The organism is Streptomyces sp. NPDC096012 (genome assembly GCF_040426375.1).
Taxonomy (GTDB): domain Bacteria; phylum Actinomycetota; class Actinomycetes; order Streptomycetales; family Streptomycetaceae; genus Streptomyces.
Map to the genome: position 1 here is coordinate 111,153 of NZ_JBEOTD010000008.1, position 19,711 is coordinate 130,863.

General features: G+C 73.1%; 14 protein-coding genes and 2 pseudogenes. 8 read left to right on the forward strand and 8 right to left on the reverse strand.

Translation table 11 applies throughout. The features are described from left to right. Positions 1–235 precede the first annotated feature (235 nt). Positions 236–1,300 (reverse strand): annotated as a pseudogene (locus ABVB68_RS11260) (ADP-ribosylglycohydrolase family protein); the annotation flags it as partial. Between the two features lie 293 nt (positions 1,301–1,593). Between ABVB68_RS11260 and ABVB68_RS11265 the strand changes: the two are divergent. From ABVB68_RS11265 to ABVB68_RS11280, 4 genes and pseudogenes are all read left to right on the forward strand, one after another. Next, entirely contained in the window at positions 1,594–2,325 is a 732-nt protein-coding gene (locus ABVB68_RS11265) for a VIT1/CCC1 transporter family protein (RefSeq protein ID WP_353600780.1), read from the forward strand. A gap of 406 nt (positions 2,326–2,731) precedes the next feature. Further along, a complete protein-coding gene (gene gltB / locus ABVB68_RS11270; protein WP_353600781.1) occupies positions 2,732–7,330 on the forward strand; it encodes a glutamate synthase large subunit in 4,599 nt (1,532 codons plus the stop codon). Continuing rightward, positions 7,323–8,786 carry a glutamate synthase subunit beta gene (locus ABVB68_RS11275; RefSeq protein WP_353600783.1) on the forward strand — a complete coding sequence of 488 codons (1,464 nt, stop codon included), beginning with the start codon at positions 7,323–7,325 and terminating at the stop codon, positions 8,784–8,786. The genes gltB and ABVB68_RS11275 overlap by 8 nt, the downstream gene beginning before the upstream one ends. A 92-nt stretch (positions 8,787–8,878) precedes the next feature. Continuing rightward, positions 8,879–9,154: pseudogene (locus ABVB68_RS11280) on the forward strand (VWA domain-containing protein); the annotation flags it as partial. Between the two features lie 133 nt (positions 9,155–9,287). Here the strand turns inward: ABVB68_RS11280 and ABVB68_RS11285 are convergent. Next, on the reverse strand, positions 9,288–10,244 hold the full coding sequence (locus ABVB68_RS11285) for an acyl-CoA dehydrogenase family protein (RefSeq protein ID WP_353600784.1): 957 nt from the start codon (positions 10,242–10,244) through the stop codon (positions 9,288–9,290). Further along, positions 10,244–11,383, reverse strand: coding sequence for an acyl-CoA dehydrogenase family protein (locus tag ABVB68_RS11290; RefSeq protein ID WP_353600873.1), 1,140 nt, complete (start codon positions 11,381–11,383; stop codon positions 10,244–10,246). Before ABVB68_RS11290 ends, ABVB68_RS11285 begins: the two co-directional genes overlap by 1 nt. 53 nt (positions 11,384–11,436) lie before the next feature. Between ABVB68_RS11290 and ABVB68_RS11295 the strand changes: the two genes are divergently transcribed. Genes ABVB68_RS11295 through ABVB68_RS11305 form a run of 3 tightly spaced genes read left to right on the forward strand, consistent with a single transcriptional unit; the run spans position 11,437 to position 14,044 of the window. Beyond that, on the forward strand, positions 11,437–12,222 hold the full coding sequence (locus ABVB68_RS11295; RefSeq protein WP_353600785.1) for an SDR family oxidoreductase: 786 nt from the start codon (positions 11,437–11,439) through the stop codon (positions 12,220–12,222). A gap of 26 nt (positions 12,223–12,248) precedes the next feature. Then, positions 12,249–12,860, forward strand: a complete 612-nt coding sequence (locus tag ABVB68_RS11300) for a TetR/AcrR family transcriptional regulator (RefSeq protein WP_353600786.1) — start codon at positions 12,249–12,251, stop codon at positions 12,858–12,860. 26 nt (positions 12,861–12,886) lie between these two features. Beyond that, on the forward strand, positions 12,887–14,044 hold the full coding sequence (locus ABVB68_RS11305; RefSeq protein WP_353600787.1) for an acetyl-CoA C-acetyltransferase: 1,158 nt from the start codon (positions 12,887–12,889) through the stop codon (positions 14,042–14,044). A gap of 428 nt (positions 14,045–14,472) precedes the next feature. Here the strand turns inward: ABVB68_RS11305 and ABVB68_RS11310 are convergent, their stop codons facing one another. From ABVB68_RS11310 to ABVB68_RS11330, 5 genes are read right to left on the reverse strand one after another with little or no spacing between them, the layout of a single operon-like run. Then, on the reverse strand, positions 14,473–15,114 hold the full coding sequence (locus ABVB68_RS11310) for an SIMPL domain-containing protein (protein ID WP_353600788.1): 642 nt from the start codon (positions 15,112–15,114) through the stop codon (positions 14,473–14,475). Next, complete coding sequence (locus ABVB68_RS11315) at positions 15,111–16,175, reverse strand: NAD(P)H-dependent flavin oxidoreductase (RefSeq protein ID WP_353600789.1); 1,065 nt, start codon at positions 16,173–16,175, stop codon at positions 15,111–15,113. Before ABVB68_RS11315 ends, ABVB68_RS11310 begins: the two co-directional genes overlap by 4 nt. Then, on the reverse strand, positions 16,175–16,915 hold the full coding sequence (locus ABVB68_RS11320) for a CoA-transferase subunit beta (RefSeq protein ID WP_353600790.1): 741 nt from the start codon (positions 16,913–16,915) through the stop codon (positions 16,175–16,177). Before ABVB68_RS11320 ends, ABVB68_RS11315 begins: the two co-directional genes overlap by 1 nt. Beyond that, the gene (locus ABVB68_RS11325; protein ID WP_353600791.1) at positions 16,912–17,763 is read right to left on the reverse strand and encodes a CoA transferase subunit A; all 852 of its coding nucleotides are present in this window, start codon (positions 17,761–17,763) and stop codon (positions 16,912–16,914) included. Before ABVB68_RS11325 ends, ABVB68_RS11320 begins: the two co-directional genes overlap by 4 nt. Beyond that, positions 17,764–18,507, reverse strand: coding sequence for an enoyl-CoA hydratase family protein (locus ABVB68_RS11330; protein WP_353600792.1), 744 nt, complete (start codon positions 18,505–18,507; stop codon positions 17,764–17,766). A 136-nt stretch (positions 18,508–18,643) separates the two neighbouring features. Here ABVB68_RS11330 and ABVB68_RS11335 point away from each other — a divergent pair, with 136 nt between their 5' ends. Continuing rightward, complete coding sequence (locus tag ABVB68_RS11335; RefSeq protein WP_353600874.1) at positions 18,644–19,510, forward strand: SDR family oxidoreductase; 867 nt, start codon at positions 18,644–18,646, stop codon at positions 19,508–19,510. Positions 19,511–19,711 lie beyond the last annotated feature (201 nt).

A 19,711-nucleotide genomic window follows, 5' to 3' on the forward strand; every position in this document is an offset into this window, starting at 1 on the left:
GTGCGCTGCCCACCTCCCGGTTCTGGCTCGCGGCCGGTGTCAGGAGTGGCGTCGATGGGGTTTGCGGTGGTGCGTGGTCCGGCTCCCGGTTCTGGCTCGCGGCCGGTGTCAGGAGTGGCGTCGACGGGGGTTCCGGTAGTGCGTGGTCTGGCTCCCGGTTCTGGCTCGTGACCGGTGTCAGGAGTGGCGTCGACAGGGGTTCCGGTAGTGCGTGGTCTGCCTCCCTGTTCTCGCTCGCGGCCGGTGCCGGCAGTTCCGATGGCAGGGTTCCCGGTAGGACGATGTCCGCCCCCCACTTGCCGCCCTCGCCCGGTACCAGCAGTTCCGCCACGTCCAGGACGTGGTGGCCGGCCATGGACGGCAGGCAGCGGCCGCGGGCGGGGCCGATCGCGGCCGCCCAGGCCGGTGGGATCGCCGACAGGCCCTGCGCCGCGCCGGACAGCGCGCCCGCCACCGCCGCCGTCGTGTCCGCGTCGCGGCCCATGTTGACGGCCGTCAGGACCGCCTCGCGGAAGTCGCCGTCGGCCGCCGCGTACGCGCCGAAGGCGAGCGCGACCGCTTCCGGGGCCAGGTCGGTCCAGGGGTAGCCGCCGATGACGACCGCGGAGCGCACCGCGCGTTCGCCGCGGTGGGCCACCGTCACCGCGCGGCGCAGCGAACGGGCCGTCCAGGAGTCGTCGGGGACGACCGCGAGGGCGGAGGCGACCACCACCGGCACGGGCGCTCCCGTCATCGCCGCCGCCACCCCCGCCGCGACCGCCTGGCCGCCGTAGATGCCCTCGCCCTCGTGACTGATGGAACCGTCGATCGCCACCAGCCGGGCCGCCTCCCCCGGGCGCCCGGCGGCGAAGACGCCGAAGGGCGCCGCGCGCATCGCCAGACCGTCGCTCCACGCATGGCGGTGCTGGGCCGAGATGGGCGCGGCCAGACCCCGCCGGAGGTTCTCCAGGGTGCCGCGCTCGCTGAAGCCCGCGCCCCGGAACGGCCCCTCGGCCCGGTCGGCGATCCACTCGTGCCAGGCCGCCTCGACGTGTGCCGGGGTCAGCGCCGAGCCGTGCCGGGCCAGCAGGAGACCGGAGAAGATCGCGTACTCGGTGTCGTCCGTGCCGGACGGCTTCTCCGCCACGTACCCGGTGATGCGGCCCCAGCGCGCGCGGATCTCCGAAGGCCTGAGGTTCTCCGCCGGAGCCCCCAGCGCGTCCCCGACCGCCAGACCGAGCAGTGCGCCACGGGCCCGTTCGCGCAGCCCCGGGGCGTCCCCGGGGGCCGGGACCGGGGGAGTGCAGGCGATCGATGCCATGAGGCGGCCTCCTCGAACAGGACCACGGGCCCTGGGCGGCCTCGATCAGCGGGACCCGCAGACCCTTTGCGCATGTGTGCCACGGCAGGCGGCGAGCCCAGCCACCACCGGCCGGTAGTCACCCGCTCGGCATCTGAGCTGACACCCGCACGAATGAGCAAAGAAGGTAAAGCCGCAGGTTAGCTCAGCCTTTCCTTGCTGGCGGGCGGGGAATGATCGGCATAGAGTTCTAGTTGTCAAAAAGTAGATCTCGTCCAAAGTTAGCTTTGGCTTAGCTATCCCGGGGGGCCGGTATGGCCATCATCGACACCGAGGCCGCGCTGCACGAGGCGCACCGCGACAACCACACGCACCGCGACGTGAACGGCGGCTGGCTGCGCCCCGCCGTCTTCGGCGCGATGGACGGCCTGGTCTCCAACCTCGCCCTGATGACCGGTGTGGCCGGTGGTTCCGTGGGCCAGCAGACGATCATCGTCACCGGACTCGCCGGCCTCGCCGCGGGCGCCTTCTCGATGGCGGCCGGGGAGTACACCTCCGTCGCCTCGCAGCGCGAGCTGGTCGAGGCCGAGCTCGACGTCGAGCGCCGCGAGCTGCGCAAGCATCCGCAGGACGAGGAGGACGAGCTGGCGGCACTCTACGTGGCCCGCGGTGTCGAGCCCGAGCTGGCCCGGCAGGTCGCCCGCCAGCTGTCCCGGGACCCCGAGCAGGCCCTGGAGATACACGCGCGCGAGGAACTGGGCATCGACCCCGCCGATCTGCCGTCGCCCCTGGTCGCCGCCGTGTCGTCGTTCGGCTCGTTCGCGCTCGGAGCCCTGCTGCCGCTGCTGCCGTACCTGCTGGGCGCCTCCGCCCTGTGGCCCGCCGTGCTCCTCGCCCTCGCCGGGCTCTTCGGCTGCGGTGCCGTGGTGGCCAAGGTGACCGCGCGGTCCTGGTGGTACAGCGGCCTGCGGCAGCTCGCGCTCGGCGGTGCGGCGGCCGGTGTGACCTACGCCCTGGGCGGACTGTTCGGAACGGCCGTAGGATAGCCCAGGCGCAATGTATGCATCGGGTTGTATAAGTAGCCGTTACCCGTTGGTTTCAGGAGCGTGGCCACCGGGCATCAGCCGTAAGCGCCGCGGGCAATGACGCCTGCCGTACCCCCCTCCCGTGGGATGAGCCGACGAGGCTCCCCCGCCCCGGGCCGACGGACAGCGATCCGAACGATCTCATCCGTGCCGGCCCCCCTCATACGTTGACCGCCCGCTGGGCACAGTGCCGCTCCGTGCGGCAGGGCGCCACGGCCCCCCGTGGTGTCCGCATGCTGGAACGGAGTATCCGCTTCCCGAGAACCGCTCCATCATGTAACCTGCACGAAATTTTGCACTCCACGCAGAGGGCCAACGTCGTCCCTCGGCACCTGCCACATGCCACATGACGACGACGGGAGAGCCGATGCGTACACCGCGCCAGCCGTCCCAGCATTCCGCGAATGGCCAGAACTGGTCGTTCATGGATGCTCGCCCTGCTGCCCAGGGTATGTACGACCCCCGCAACGAACACGACGCCTGTGGTGTCGGTTTCGTCGCCACCCTTACCGGCGAGGCGTCCCACACGCTGGTCGAGCAGGCGCTCACCGTACTGCGCAACCTGGAGCACCGGGGTGCCACCGGCTCGGAGCCCGACTCGGGCGACGGCGCGGGCATCCTGTCCCAGGTTCCCGACACCTTCTTCCGTGAGGTGGCCGGATTCGACCTGCCCGCCGCCGGCTCCTACGCCGTCGGCATCGCCTTCCTGCCGGGGGAGGGAACCGAGGACGCCGTCTCACACATCGAGACGATCGCGGCCGACGAGGGCCTCACCGTCCTCGGCTGGCGCGAGGTCCCGGTCGCCCCGGAGCTGCTGGGTGCCACCGCCCGGTCGACCATGCCGGTCTTCCGTCAGATCTTCGTCGCCGACCACGCCAGCGAGGGCATCGCGCTGGACCGCAAGGCGTTCGTCCTGCGCAAGCGCGCCGAGCGCGAGGCGGGGGTCTACTTCCCCTCCCTCTCCGCCCGGACGATCGTCTACAAGGGCATGCTGACCACCGGTCAGCTGGAGCCCTTCTTCCCCGACCTGTCCGACCGGCGCTTCGGCTCCGCGATCGCGCTCGTCCACTCGCGCTTCTCCACGAACACCTTCCCGTCCTGGCCGCTCGCGCACCCGTACCGCTTCGTCGCGCACAACGGTGAGATCAACACCGTCAAGGGCAACCGCAACTGGATGGTCGCCCGCGAGTCCCAGCTCGTCTCGGACCTCTTCGGCACCGACGGCAAGGGCATCGAGCGCATCTTCCCGGTGTGCACGCCGGACGCCTCCGACTCGGCCTCCTTCGACGAGGTGCTGGAGCTGCTGCACCTCGGCGGCCGCTCGCTGCCGCACTCCGTGCTGATGATGATCCCGGAGGCGTGGGAGAACCACGACTCCATGGACGCGGACCGGCGCGCCTTCTACCAGTTCCACTCCACGATGATGGAGCCCTGGGACGGCCCCGCCTGCGTCACCTTCACCGACGGCACCCAGGTCGGCGCCGTGCTCGACCGCAACGGCCTGCGCCCCGGCCGCTACTGGGTCACCGACGACGGCCTCGTCGTCCTCGGCTCCGAGGTCGGCGTCCTGGACATCGACCCGGCCAAGGTCGTCCGCAAGGGCCGCCTGCAGCCCGGCCGCATGTTCCTCGTCGACACCGCCGAGCACCGCATCATCGAGGACGACGAGATCAAGGCGTCCCTCGCGGCCGAGAAGCCGTACGGCGAATGGGTGGAGGCCGGCGAGATCGAGCTGGGCGACCTGCCCGAGCGCGAGCACATCGTCCACACCCACGCCTCGGTCACCCGCCGCCAGCAGACCTTCGGCTACACCGAGGAGGAGCTGCGGATCCTGCTCGCGCCGATGGCCCGCTCCGGCGCCGAGCCGATCGGCTCCATGGGCACGGACTCGCCGATCGCGGCCCTGTCCGAGCGCCCGCGGCTGCTCTTCGACTACTTCACCCAGCTGTTCGCGCAGGTCACCAACCCGCCGCTGGACGCGATCCGCGAGGAGCTGGTCACCTCCCTGCGCAGCTCGCTGGGCCCGCAGGGCAACCTGCTCGACCCGACCGCCGCCTCCTGCCGGTCCGTCCTGCTGCCCTTCCCGGTCATCGACAACGACGAGCTGGCCAAGCTCATCCACATCAACGCCGACGGCGACATGCCCGGCTTCAAGGCCGCGACCCTCTCCGGCCTGTACCGGGTCTCCGGCGGCGGCGAGTCGCTCGCCGCGCGCATCGAGGAGATCTGCGCCGAGGCCGACGCCGCCATCGACAACGGCGCCCGCCTGATCGTCCTGTCCGACCGGCACTCCGACGCCGAGCACGCGCCGATCCCGTCGCTGCTGCTCACCGCGGCCGTCCACCACCACCTCATCCGCACCAAGCAGCGCACCCACGTGGGCCTGCTGGTCGAGGCCGGCGACGTCCGCGAGGTCCACCACGTCGCCCTGCTCATCGGCTTCGGCGCCGCCGCCGTCAACCCCTACCTGGCGATGGAGTCCGTCGAGGACCTGCTGCGCGCGGGCACCTTCCTGAACGGCCTGGAGCCCGAGAAGGCCATCAAGAACCTGATCTACGCCCTCGGCAAGGGCGTGCTGAAGGTCATGTCCAAGATGGGCATCTCCACCGTCGCCTCCTACCGCGGCGCCCAGGTCTTCGAGGCCGTCGGCCTGGACGAGACCTTCGTGTCGAAGTACTTCAACGGCACGGCCACCAAGATCGGCGGCGTCGGCATCGACGTCATCGCCGAGGAGGTCGCCGCCCGCCACGCCAAGGCCTACCCGGCCTCCGGCATCGCTCCCGCACACCGCGCGCTGGAGATCGGCGGCGAGTACCAGTGGCGCCGCGAGGGCGAGCCGCACCTGTTCGACCCGGACACCGTCTTCCGGCTCCAGCACTCCACGCGCACCGGCCGGTACGACATCTTCAAGAAGTACACGGACCGGGTGAACGAGCAGTCCGAGCGCCTGATGACGCTGCGCGGCCTGTTCGGCTTCCGGTCCGGCCGGCAGCCGATCCCCCTCGACGAGGTCGAGCCGGCGAGCGAGATCGTCAAGCGCTTCTCCACGGGCGCGATGTCGTACGGCTCCATCTCCAAGGAGGCGCACGAGACCCTCGCCATCGCCATGAACCAGCTGGGCGGCAAGTCCAACACCGGTGAGGGCGGCGAGGACTCGGACCGCCTGTACGACCCGGCGCGCCGCTCGGCGATCAAGCAGGTCGCCTCCGGCCGCTTCGGCGTCACCTCCGAGTACCTGGTCAACGCCGACGACATCCAGATCAAGATGGCCCAGGGCGCCAAGCCCGGTGAGGGCGGCCAGCTGCCCGGCCCCAAGGTCTACCCGTGGGTCGCGAAGACGCGTCACTCGACGCCCGGCGTCGGCCTCATCTCCCCGCCGCCGCACCACGACATCTACTCCATCGAAGACCTCGCCCAGCTGATCCACGACCTGAAGAACGCGAACCCGCAGGCGCGGATCCACGTCAAGCTGGTCTCCGAGGTCGGCGTGGGCACGGTCGCCGCGGGTGTGTCGAAGGCGCACGCCGACGTCGTGCTGATCTCCGGCCACGACGGCGGTACCGGTGCCTCCCCGCTGACCTCCCTGAAGCACGCGGGCGGCCCCTGGGAGCTGGGCCTCGCCGAGACCCAGCAGACCCTGTTGCTCAACGGCCTGCGCGACCGGATCGTGGTCCAGACCGACGGCCAGCTCAAGACCGGCCGTGACGTCGTCATCGCCGCGCTGCTCGGCGCAGAGGAGTTCGGTTTCGCGACCGCGCCGCTCGTCGTCTCCGGCTGCATCATGATGCGCGTCTGTCACCTGGACACCTGCCCGGTCGGCATCGCCACGCAGAACCCCACCCTGCGCGAACGCTTCAACGGCAAGGCCGAGTACGTGGTGAACTTCTTCCGGTTCATCGCGGAGGAGGTCCGCGAGCTGCTCGCCGAGCTGGGCTTCCGCTCCATCGAGGAGGCCGTCGGCCACGCCGAGGTGCTGGACGTCGAGCGCGCCGTCGACCACTGGAAGGCCCAGGGCCTGGACCTCAAGCCGCTGTTCCACGTGCCCGACCTGCCCGAGGGCGCCGTGCGCCACCAGGTGATCGCCCAGGACCACGGGCTGCAGAAGGCGCTGGACAACGAGCTGATCAAGCTCGCCGCCGACGCCCTGGCCGCCTCCGACGCGACCGAGGCCCAGCCGGTGCGCGCCCAGGTCGCCATCCGCAACATCAACCGCACGGTCGGCACCATGCTCGGCCACGAGGTGACGAAGAAGTTCGGCGGTGCGGGCCTGCCCGACGACACCATCGACATCACCTTCACCGGCTCGGCCGGCCAGTCCTTCGGTGCCTTCCTGCCCCGCGGTGTCACCCTGCGGCTGGAGGGCGACGCCAACGACTACGTCGGCAAGGGCCTGTCCGGCGGCCGCGTCATCGTCCGCCCGGACCGCGCGGCCGACCACCTCGCCGAGTACTCGACCATCGCGGGCAACACCATCGGCTACGGCGCCACCGGCGGCGAGCTGTTCCTGCGCGGCCGGACCGGCGAGCGGTTCTGCGTCCGCAACTCCGGCGCGACGGTCGTCTCCGAGGGCGTGGGCGACCACGGCTGCGAGTACATGACCGGTGGTCACGCGGTCGTCCTCGGCCCGACCGGCCGCAACTTCGCGGCGGGCATGTCCGGCGGCATCGCCTACGTCATCGACCTCGACCGGGACAACGTCAACGCCGGCAACGCCGGTGCCATCGAGGCGCTGGACGACACGGACAAGCAGTGGCTGCACGACGTGGTGCGCCGCCACGCCGAGGAGACCGGCTCGACGGTCGCCGGGAAGCTGCTCGCCGACTGGGACGTGGCCGTGCAGCGCTTCAGCAAGATCATCCCCAGCACGTACAAGGCAGTGCTCGCCGCCAAGGACGCCGCCGAGCGAGCCGGTCTGACCGAGACCGAGATCACCGAGAAGATGATGGAGGCGGCGATCAATGGCTGACCCTAGGGGCTTCCTGAACCACGGCCGCGAGCTCGCCGCCTCCCGTCCCGTCGCCGAGCGCGTCAAGGACTGGAACGAGGTCTACGTCCCCGGCTCCCTGCTGCCGATCATCAGCAAGCAGGCCAGCCGGTGCATGGACTGCGGCATCCCGTTCTGCCACAACGGCTGCCCGCTGGGGAACCTGATCCCCGAGTGGAACGACTACGCCTACCGCGAGGACTGGGCGGCCGCCCAGGAGCGCCTGCACGCGACCAACAACTTCCCGGAGTTCACCGGTCGCCTCTGCCCGGCCCCCTGCGAGTCGGCGTGCGTGCTCGGCATCAACCAGTCGCCGGTCACCATCAAGAACGTCGAGGTCTCGATCATCGACAAGGCGTGGGAGACCGGGGACGTCGCCCCGCAGATCCCCGAGCGCCTGTCCGGCAAGACGGTCGCCGTCATCGGCTCGGGCCCGGCGGGCCTCGCCGCCGCCCAGCAGCTGACCCGGGCCGGCCACACGGTCGCCGTCTACGAGCGGGCGGACCGCATCGGCGGCCTCCTGCGGTACGGCATCCCCGAGTTCAAGATGGAGAAGCGGCACATCAACCGCCGTATCGAGCAGATGCGCGCGGAGGGCACCCGCTTCCGTACCGGTGTCGAGGTCGGCCGTGACATCAACGCGCGCGACCTGAAGAAGCGGTACGACGCGATCGTGATCGCCGCCGGTTCGACCACCGCCCGTGACCTGCCCGTCCCCGGCCGGGAGCTGAAGGGCATCCACCAGGCGATGGAGTACCTGCCGCTGGCCAACAAGGTGCAGGAGGGCGACTACGTCACCACCCCGCTGTCGGCCGAGGGCAAGCACGTCGTCGTCATCGGCGGCGGTGACACGGGCGCGGACTGCGTGGGCACCGCCCACCGCCAGGGCGCGGCCTCCGTCACCCAGCTGGAGATCATGCCCCGCCCGAACGAGGTGCGGCACCCGGCCAGCCAGCCGTGGCCGACCTTCCCGCTGCTGTACAAGGTCACCTCGGCCCACGAGGAGGGCGGCGAGCGGATCTACTCCGCCTCCACCACTCACTTCGAGGGCGACGAGGACGGCAACGTGCAGTGGCTGCACCTGGCCGAGGTCGAGTTCATCGACGGCAAGCTGACCCAGAAGCCGGGCACCGAGCGCAAGATCCCGGCCCAGCTCGTCACCCTCGCCCTGGGCTTCACCGGCACCGACCGGGAGAACGGCCTGGTGGAGCAGTTCGGCCTGGAGCTGGACGAGCGCGGTAACATCGCTCGCGACGCCGATTTCCAGACCAACGTGCCCGGGGTGTTCGTCGCCGGTGACGCCGGCCGCGGCCAGTCCCTCATCGTGTGGGCGATCGCGGAGGGCCGCTCGGCCGCCCGCGGAGTCGACCGCCACCTGACCGGGGCCAGCGAACTGCCGGCCCCGATCCGCCCGACGGACCGCGCTCTGGCGGTCTGACGGTCCCGAAGACGTCCCGTACAAAGGCGTACGGAACACAGACGGCGCCTGCCCCACTGTCCCCGACCGGACGACCGGGCAGGCGTCGTTGCATGTCCGCGTGCCAACCGGTGATCACCGGGGCTCGGCCCCCGGACGGCCTGGGGGCATGGCGGCCGCTGTTCCGGCAGCTCGTCGGCTTCGGCGACCCCGGCAGCCACCCGTTCGACTTCCCGCGCGAGCCGCACGAACTGCCGGTGCCCGCGCGGCGGGTCGTGGACGGCGCCGGATTCCTCAACGCCGGCAAGGACCCGAGACGGGTCCCGGACGCCGAGCCGTACGACCGTCTCGTCGGCCGGTCCCCGCGCCGGCTGACGGCCGCACGCGCCGCGGGGATCGTACGGCCAGGCCTGACCGCCACGCGGCAGCGCTCTCGCGCGGGCCGGGAGCCGTCGGTGCCGAACCGCCGGCCCGGCCGGAGCCGTCGCCCAAGCGGCGGTCCGGCGCAGGAGATGCCGCCGCCTAGCCGGCGGCCCGGGGCAGCACCAGGCTCCGGCACTGCTCGGGGGTGCCCCACGCCGTGCGGAGCGCGTGGGCTCTGGTCAGCCACAGGGACAGGTCGAACTCCGCGGTGTAGCCGATCGCGCCGTGCAGGTGCAGTGCCGTCCGGGCGGTGGTGTACGCCGCTTCGCAGGCCTTGAGCTTGGCGGCGGCCACGTCCGCCGGGCGCATCGACAGGGCCGCGCCGAAGAGCAGGGGGCGGGCGAACTCCAGGGCGGTCCTGGCGTCGGCCAGCCGGTGCTTGACGGCCTGGAAGGAGCCGACGGGGACGCCGAACTGGGTGCGTTGCCGGACATGGGCGACGGTCCGGTCGAGCAGGGCGAGGCCGACGCCGAGGGCCTGTGCGGCCGTGGCCAGCCGGGCCCAGGTGACGGCCTCGTCGTACGGCGGTTCGCGGGTGAGGAGTTCACCGTGCGGGGCCAGCGGGGTCAGGCACCGGGCCGGGTCGAGCGAGCGGCGTACGGGGCCGGGGGCCGGGGCGGTCAGGCGCAGGCCGTCGGGCGCCACGCACAGGTGCAGCGAGGCCGCGTCCGCGTCGAGGGCGCCTGCGGCGGACGCCGCCACGGTCGCGATGCCGGTGCCGGCCGCGAGCCCGGGCAGGAAACGCCCGGCCGCCGGGCACGCACCGAGCAGCACGGCGGCCGCGACGGTCTCCGCCAGCGGACCCGGTACCGCGTGCCGTCCCAGTTCGACGAAGGCCACGGCCAGTTCCACCGGACGCGGCCCCGCCCCGCCGTACTCCTCCGGCACCGCGAGCCCGAACACCCCCGCCGCGGCGATCCGCGACCACAGCGCCTGCCCGCTCGCGTGGTCGCCGCGGCTCCAGTCCCGGACCACCGCCGGGGTGTCCGCGGCCCGCAGCATCGCGTGCAGCGACGCGGCGAAGGCGCGCTGCTCGGTGTCGAGGAGGAAGCGCATCAGCGGCGTCCCTTCGGCAGGCCGAGCAGCCGCTCGGCGATGATGTCGCGCTGGATCTCGTTCGTGCCCGCGTAGATCGGACCGGCGAGCGCGAAGAGGTAACCCTCGGTCCAGGCGGAGTCCGCCGGCTCGCCCTCACCGGCGAGCAGCTCCAGTGCGGTCTCGTGCAGCGCGAGGTCCAGCTCGGACCAGAACACCTTGTTCATGCTGGACTCCGGGCCGAGCCGGTCGCCCTCCAGGAGGCGGGCGGCGGCCGCGTAGCCGAACAGCTGGTAGGCGCGGGCGCCGATCAGGGCGTCGGCCACCCCCGCCCGGGCGTGCTCCGGGCAGCCCTCACCGCGCCAGAGGCCGAGCAGCCGGTCCGCGGCGGCGAGGAAGCGGCCGGGGGACCGCAGGGTGAGCCCGCGTTCCTCGCCCGTCGTGGACATCGCGATCCGCCAGCCCTGCCCGGGCTCGCCGATCACGTCCTCGTCCGGCACGAAGACGTCGTCCAGGAACAGCTCGGCGAAGGCCGGCTTCCCGTCGAGACGGCCGATCGGACGGACCGTGACGCCGGGCGCCCGCAGGTCGAACATCAGATAGGTGAGCCCGTGGTGCGGCTTCCCGGCCCCGGGGTCGCTGCGGAAGAGTCCGAAGGCCCGGTCCGCGAAGGCGGCCCGCGACGACCACGTCTTGTGCCCGGTCAGCAGCCAGCCGCCGTCCGTGCGCATGGCCCGCGAGGTGAGCGAGGCGAGGTCGGAGCCGGCCTCCGGCTCCGACCAGGCCTGCGCCCAGACCACCGCGCCGGACGCCATCGGCGGCAGCACGCGCGCGCGTTGCTCCCGCGTGCCGTGGTCGAAGAGCGTCGGTGCGAGCAGACCGACGCCGTTCTGGCCGACCCGGCCCGGCGCGCCCGCCGCCCAGTACTCCTCCTCGAAGACCAGCCAGCGCAGCAGCCCCGCGTCCCGGCCGCCGTACTCGCGCGGCCACGACACCACCGACCAGCGGTCCGCGGCCAGTTCGGCCTCCCACGCGCGGTGCGCCGCGAACCCCTCCGCCGTCTCCAGGGAGGGCAGCGGTGTGCGCGGCACGTGCGCCTCCAGCCAGGCCCGGGCCTCGGCACAGAACTCCTCGTCGGCCCCGGAGTGGGTCAGGTCCACGGTCGCCGTCACCGTCCTTCCCTAACAAGTGTTTGGTAGGTTAGCGTGGCCCCATGACAGGCGTCGAGAGCCCGGCCTACGAACCCGGGCACGGACTGCTGCACGGACGCACGGCCGTCGTCACCGCCGCCGCGGGCACCGGGATCGGCGGCGCGACCGCGCGCCGGTTCCTGGAGGAGGGCGCACGCGTGCTCGTCAGCGACGCCCACACGCGCCGGCTCGAGGAGTACGAGGCCGAACTGGCCCGGGAGTTCCCCGGCGCGGTGGCCGCCGTGCCGTGCGACGTCACCGACGAGGCACAGGTGCGGGCCCTCTTCGACGCGGCCGTGGCCGAGCACGGACGGCTGGACGTCGTGGTCAACAACGCGGGCCTCGGCGGCACTTCGGAGCTCGTCGACATGTCCGACGAGCAGTGGGCCAGGGTCCTGGACGTCACCCTGACCGGCACCTTCCGGTGCACGCGTGCGGCCCTGCGCGCCCTGCGCGAGACCGGCGGCGGGGTGATCGTCAACAACGCCTCGGTCGCCGGCTGGCGCGCCCAGGCCGGCCAGGCGCACTACGCCGCGGCCAAGGCCGGGGTGATGGCACTGACCCGCTGCGCCGCGATCGAGGCCGCCGCGTACGGCGTGCGGGTCAACGCGGTCGCCCCGAGCCTGGCCATGCACCCGCATCTGGTGAAGGTCACCTCCGCGGAAGTGCTGGAGGAACTCACCGCGCGGGAGGCGTTCGGACGGTACGCGGAGCCCTGGGAGGTGGCCAACGTGATCGTGTTCCTGGCCTCCGGCTACGCGTCGTACATGACCGGTGAGGTCGTCGCCGTCAGCAGCAGGCATCCCTGAGGACCGGGGCGGACCACAATGGGTGCGTGTCGACCAAGAAGAAGTCCCAGGTGACCGCGGCGGCGGCCCGGCGCGGCGAACTCCTCAGCACCGCTGCCGAGGTCTTCGCCGAGCACGGCTACAACGCCACCACCGTCCGCAGGATCGCCGACCATGCCGGCATGCTCGCGGGCAGCCTCTACTACCACTTCGACTCCAAGGAATCGATGCTCGAGGAGATCCTGCGCACCTTCCTCGACGAGCTGTGGGACGGCTACGACACCGTCCTCGCCTCCGCGCTCGGCCCCCGCGAGACGCTGGAGGCCCTGGTCACCGAGTCCTTCCGGGAGATCGACCGGCACCGGGCCGCCGTCGCGATCTACCAGAAGGAGAGCAGGCAACTCGTCGACCAGGACCGGTTCGCCTTCCTCGCCGAATCCCAGCGCCGGTTCGAGAAGACCTGGCTGTCCACGCTCGAACGCGGGGTGGACGAACGGGTCTTCCGCGCCGACCTGGACGTCCGGCTCACCTACCGCTTCGTCCGGGACACCGTGTGGGTCGCCGCCTCCTGGTACCGGCCCGGCGGACAGCACAGCCCCGAGGAGATCGCCCGCCAGTACCTGTCGATGGTGCTGGACGGGATCGCCGTACGCGCATAACGACCCTTGCCGACCAAGGAGTTGCCATGGCCGAGGCCTACATAGTCGAAGCGGTCCGTACGCCCGTCGGGCGGCGCGGGGGAGGACTCGGCGCCGCCCATCCGGCCGACCTCGGCGCCCATGTGCTCACCGCGCTGGTGGAACGGACCGGGATCGACCCGGCCGCCGTGGAGGACGTGGTCTTCGGCTGTCTGGACACGGTGGGGCCGCAGGCCGGTGACATCGCCCGCACCTCCTGGCTGGCCGCCGGGCTGCCCGAGGAGGTGCCGGGCGTGACCGTCGACCGGCAGTGCGGTTCCTCCCAGCAGGCCGTGCACTTCGCCGCCCAGGCCGTGCTCTCCGGCACCCAGGACCTGGTGGTCGCGGGCGGCGTGCAGAACATGACCCAGATCCCCATCGCCTTCGCCTCCCGGCAGGCCGCCGCCCCCCTCGGCCTCACCGACGGGCCCTTCCTCGGCAGCACCGGCTGGCGCGCCCGCTACGGCGACCAGCCCGTCAACCAGTTCGCCGGCGCCGAGACGATCGCCGCCCGGTGGCACATCGGCCGTGAGGACCAGGAGGAGTTCGCCCTGCGCTCGCACCGGCGGGCCATCTGGGCGATCGACACCGGCCGTTTCGAGCGCGAGACCGTCCCCTACGGCGAGGTCGCGGTCGACGAGGGCCCGCGCCGGGACACCTCCCTGGAGAAGATGGCCGCCCTGAAGCCCGTCCTCGACGGCGGCACCGTCACCGCCGCCTCCTCCTCCCAGGTCTCCGACGGGGCCGCGGCCATGCTGCTCGCCTCGGAGCGGGCGGTACGGGACCACGGTCTGCGTCCGCGCGCCCGCGTCCACCACCTCTCCGTGCGCGGCGAGGACCCCATCCGCATGCTCACCGCCCCGATCCCGGCCACCGCGCACGCGCTGCGCAGGACCGGGCTGACCATCGACGCCATCGACCTGGTGGAGATCAACGAGGCCTTCGCGCCGGTCGTCCTCGCCTGGCTGAAGGAGACCGGCGCCGACCCCGACAGGGTCAACGTCAACGGCGGCGCGATCGCCCTCGGCCACCCGCTCGGCGCGACCGGCGTCCGCCTCATGACGACCCTGCTGCACGAACTGGAGCGCACCGGCGGCCGCTACGGCCTGCAGACCATGTGCGAGGGCGGCGGCCAGGCCAACGTGACGATCATCGAACGGCTCTGACAACGGCCGAGCCACCCCGACCGGGCTCCGCCGAGCTAACCCCACCGGGCGGCCGGGCCACCCCTACCGGGCCGCCCCCACCGGGCCGCCGAGGCACCTCCACCGGGCCGCCCCCACCGGGCCGCCGAGGCACCTCCACCGGGCCGCCCCCACCGGGCCGCCGAGGCACGTCCACCGGGCAGCCCCCACCGGGCCGCCGAGCTACCCCCACCGGGCCACCTCCACCGGGCCACCTCCACCGAGCCACCTCCACCGGGCCGCCCCCACCGGGCCGCCGAGCCGCCCCCACCGGGCGGCCGGGCCACGAATGTGGGGCGGCTCGTCCGGCCGCGGCCCTGCGGGTGGTCGGGTCGGCGGGCGGCCCGCGGGGCGGATCGGCCTACGGGTGGCCGGGAGCGGGTCGAACGGCGGGCGACCCGCGGGGCGGCTCAGTCGGCGAGCGCGAACCCCAGGACCACGCCGGCGGACACCTCGACCATCTCGGGGGCGAGATCGCCCGCCGAGGCACCGCCGCCGCCACCGTGACCGCGGTACTGGCGGAACTCGTGCGACTCGGAGTCCACGTCCTGCACATGGACCACGCCGCCCAGCGAGACCCCGGCCGCCTCCGTGTAGACCTCGGCCTTGCGGCGGGCGGCCGCCACCGCCCGGCGGCGCGCCTCGTCGCGCAGCGCCGGCTTGTCGTGCACGTCGAACTCGACCTCGTCGATCTGGTGGGCGCCCGCGTCGACCGCGTCCACGATGAGCCGCCGAAGGTCGTCGAGCGCCTCGGACTCCACGGCGTACGAGGCCCGGCAGCGGTAGCCGAGGAAGGTGCGGTCGCCGCCGTAACCGTCGTACTCCGAGGCCAGCTTCAGCCGGGACCCGGACACCGACGTGTCCGGTATCCCGTGCCGGCGCAGGGTCTCCCGCAGCCGGGACACCGCCGCGCCCGCCTCCTGGAACGCCTGGTCCGGCGTGGACTTCAGCACGTCCACCGTGAGCCGCACCCGCACCAGCTGCGGCTCCACCCGTACGCTGCCGGCGCCGAACACGCTGATTCCCCAGGGCTGCCCGATCGTCTGTGTCATGCGCGCATTGAAGCACCCCCCGCCTGCAGCGCACCGATGGTTTTCGCCGCCTGCGCCATCGTCCGCTCCACCAGCTCCGCGCAGGACGGCAGATCGTCGATCACCCCGGCGACCTGGCCGGCCGCCATCACCCCCAGGTCCGTACGCCCGTCCACCATCGCCGACTTGAGCAGCATCGGCGTGTTCGCGGCCAGCAGCACCTGGCTCCAGGACAGCTCCTTGCCGCGCCTGAGCGCGAGGCCGTCGCGGATCAGCCGCCGCCAGGTGAGCCCCGACAACCGCCGGAAACCGGCCGCTTCCCGGACCGCGCGGGCCAGGGACCGTGCGCGGCCCGACCGCTCCAGCGCGTCCACGAGATCCGTGCGCAGCATCCGGTGCGGCAGGCCGTCCACCGCCCGGGTCACGGTGACGTCCCGGACGGTCGCCGCCAGATACCTGGCCTTCACCGCGTCCGGCACCGTCGAATCGGAGGTCAGCAGGAACCGCGTGCCCATCGCCACCCCGGCCGCCCCGTACGCCAGCGCCGCCACCAGCCCCCGCCCGTCGAAGAAGCCGCCGGCCGCCACGACCGGTATCCGCACCGCGTCGACCACCTGGGGCAGCAGCACGCTCGTCGCCACCTCACCGGTGTGCCCGCCGCCCTCGCCGCCCTGCACGATCACCGCGTCCGCACCCCATGCCGCCACCTTCTCGGCGTGCCGCCGCGCCCCGACGGACGGGATGACCACCACACCCGCCTCCTTGAGCCGGGTGATCAGCTCGCGCGAGGGCGCCAGGGCGAAGGAGGCCACCCGGACGCCCTCCTCCAGCAGGATCCGCACCCGGTCGCCCGCATCGCCCGCGTCCGCCCGGAGGTTCACCCCGAACGGCGCCCCGGTACGCGACCGGACCTCCCGGACGGCGTCGCGCAGCTGGTCGAGCGTCATCGTCGCCGAGGCCAGGATGCCGAGGGCGCCCGCGTCCGCCACCGCCGAGACCAGCCGGGGCCCGGCCACCCAGCCCATGCCGGTCTGCACGATCGGATGGCGGACCCCGACCAGCCGGGTGAGCGCCGTCTCCATCAGCCCCTCACCCCCTCCGGCACCTCACGCGCCCGTGTCCCGCCCGGGTCCAGCACCTCACGGATCAGCCGCAGCTCCGCCGCGTCGGGCTCCCGCGTGCAGGGCACCTCGTCCGGCACGGCGAGCGCGAACCCCGTCGCCTCGCGCACCTGCTCCAGGTCCACCCCCGGGTGCAGTGAGGCCAGCCGCATCGAGCCGTCCGGTGTGGCGAAGTCGAACACGCCGAGGTCGGAGACGACCCTGACGATGCGGTGGAAGCGGGCCGCCGGGCCGAGGTCCGCCGCGCGGTCGTAACCCACCCCGCACACCATGTCCACCCGCTCCACGAACACCCGCCGCGAGTGCCTGGGGATCCAGTAACTCGTCGGATTGTTCAGCGTGTTGAGGGGGGCCCCGCGCACCCCGAGCAGCTGCCGGCGGGGGTGCGCCCAGTCGCCGACGCAGGAGATGTTCTGGTTGCCGAACCGGTCGATCTGGCCGGCGCCCATCATCACGTGCCGGCGCCCGCCCGCCACCAGCGCCAGGTGCTGCCGGTAGGGCAGCCAGCCCTCGGGAGTCCCGTCCGGCCGGACCAGCAGTGCCTCGCCGTCGGTGAGCAGCAGGTCCGGCGCGAAGGTCAGCCGGGCCAGCCGCGCGCCCAGCGAGGGGATCAGGCCCATCGGACTGGCCAGGACCTCCCCGGCGCCCCGCCAGGCCTCGGCGCAGGCGACGACGCACGTCTCGGCCCGGGTGACGCTCATCGCCCCTGCTCCTTCCGCCAGTCCCGCACCGCCGCCTGGTACGCGGCCTCGTCCCGGCCGAGGAACCGCTCCGTGAACTCGGGCCAGGGCATGGAGGCGTAGCACCGCTGGAACTCCTCGTCCCGGCCGTGGTCCGGCGCGCAGGACGTGAAGTGCGCCCCGTTCGGCGCCTCCACCACACCGGTCACCGCCAGCCGTTTGAGCAGCAGCGACTGCGGGGCCGCGCCTCTGGTCAACTCGGGCGTGTCCACCAGGCGTTCGCACGAGACGTAGGCCGCGTCCGCCGCCTCGCAGAACAGGTCGTCGAAGTACGGGTCCGGGCCCAGGTACTGGCCGTTCCCCAGCCGGTCGGCGCGGTTGACGTGCACCAGGGCCGCGTCCAGGCGCAGGGCCGGCATGGCCACGAACGTCTCCCCGTCCGCGTACGGCGACGTCACCGTCCGCAGGTCCGGGCCGGCCCGCATGACGTCCGAGCCGAGCCCGGCCCGCACCGGCAGGAAGGGCAGCCGGTGCGCCGCCGCCTGCAGGCCCGACAGGAACATGCCCTCGTCCACCTCCGTCAGCCGGAAGCCGCCCCGCTCCCGCGCCGCCCGGTAGTGCGGCTCCAGCGGGATCGAGTCGAGCGTGACGAAGGCCGTGACCAGCCTGCGGATCCGGCCGGCCGCGCCCAGCATGCCGACGTCCGGGCCGCCGTACGAGACGACCGTGAGATCCCCGATCGCGGAGCGCAGCAGCGCCCGGACCAGGGCCATCGGCTTGCGGCGCGACCCCCAGCCGCCGATGCCGAGCGTCATGCCGCTCTCCAGCCGTGCGACCACCTCGTCGGCGGTCATCGTCTTGTCGCCCACCTACGCCCCCTCCGCCCCGAACGTGTCGCGGACCCGGTCGGCCAGCCCGCTGAGATTCGCCTCGAACGTGAAGCCCTGCTCGAAGCGGTAGCTACGGCGCACGTCGACCGGATCGATGCCGTTGACGGCGGCCTTGGCCATGCGCAGCAGCCGCCCGTCCTTCGCGGCGATCTCCCGGGCCAGCTCCAGCGCCGCCGCCCGCAGCTCCGGGCGCGGCACCACACGCCAGACCGAGCCGTGCCGGTACAGCTCGGCGGCGCTCGCCGTGCGCCCGGTGTAGTACAGCGCGCGCATCAGGTGCTGCGGGACCAGCCGTGCCAGATGCGTGGCGGCACCCAGCGCGCCCCGGTCCAGCTCGGGCAGCCCGAAGGTCGCGTCCTCGCTCGCCACCACCGCGTCCGCGTTGCCCACCAGGCCTATGCCGCCGCCCAGACAGAAGCCCTGCACCGCCGCGACGACCGGCGTCGCGCACTCGTAGACCGCGGCGAACGCCTCGGCACAGCCCTCGTTGGCGCCGATCAGGGCCCGCTGCCCGGCCGCCTGTATCTCCTTGATGTCCACGCCGGCGTTGAAACCGCGCCCCTGGGCGGCCAGCAGCACGCACCGCGTCCCCGGATCGCGGCCCGCCGCGCGCACCGCCTCGGCAAGCGCGAACCATCCGGCCACCGGCAGCGCGTTCACCGGCGGGAAGTCGACCGTGACGAGCGAAATCCCCTTTTCCGGGGACGAGGTGGAGACACCCATGGACGCATCAGCTACCTTCGCACTCAACGCCATTCCACCAAACATTTGTTAGGTGTGAGGCTTCGAAGCTAGCAGCCGCCCCCGACGAGCGGGAGAGCCTGTGGACAACTCGACGGCGCACCCTGTGGACAACTCGCTGCGCGGCCGGACCGTCGTCGTCACCGGCGGCACCCGAGGGGTCGGCGCCGGAATCGCGCGCGCCTTCGCCGAGGCCGGGGCCCGGGTCCTGGCCTGTGCCCGCAGGCCCCCCGAACATCCCCTGGACGGAGTGGAGTTCAGCCCGCTCGACCTGCGTGACCCGGCCGCCGTCCGCGCCTTCTTCACCGCGCTGCCCGGCCTCGACGTGCTCGTCAACAACGCCGGCGGCACGCCGTACCGGCTGCTGGCCGACGCGGGCGCCGAACGGCACGCGAAGGTCGTCGAGCTGAACCTGATCGCCCCGCTGACCGCGTCCCTCGCCGCGTACGAGCACCTCCGGCGCGGCCGCGGTTCGATCGTGATGGTCGGCAGCGTCAGCGGGGGCCGGCCCTCGCCGGGCTCGGCCGCCTACGGCGCGGCCAAGGCCGGCCTCGCCAACCTGGCCGCCTCCATGGCCGTGGAGTGGGCGCCGGAGGTGCGCGTCAACACGCTCGTGGCCGGCATGGTCCGCACCGAACTGGCCCACCTGCACTACGGCGGCCCCGACGGCCTCGCCGCCGTCGCCGGCACGGTCCCGCTCGGCCGGCTGGCCACCCCCGCGGACGTCGGTGCCGCCGCCGTCTTCCTCGCCTCCGACGCGGCCGCCTACATCAGCGGGGCGAGCCTCCAGGTGCACGGCGGCGGCGAACGGCCGGCCTTCCTGACCGCGGCGACCACCGGCGGGGGCGTCGCCGGGTCTGCCGGTGGGAGCACCGGCGGGAGCAGAGGCGGGAGTGTCGGCGGGAGCACCGCCGACGTCACCGGTCGGGCGGCGCCCGGAAGCGCCGGGCCACCGGCTGGCCCGCCCGGCCGTGAGGAGAACTGAGCGGTGTCTGTCTGCCCGGCCGTGGGGGGAGCTGACCGGTGTCTGTCCGCTCGGCCGTGAGGGGAGCTGACCGGTGTCTGTCCGCCCCGCCGTGGGGGGAGCCGAGCGGTGTCTGTCCGCTCGGCCGTGAGGGGAGCTGACCGGTGTCTGTCCGCCCCGCCGTGGGGGGAGCCGAGCGGTGTCTGTCCGCTCGGCCGTGAG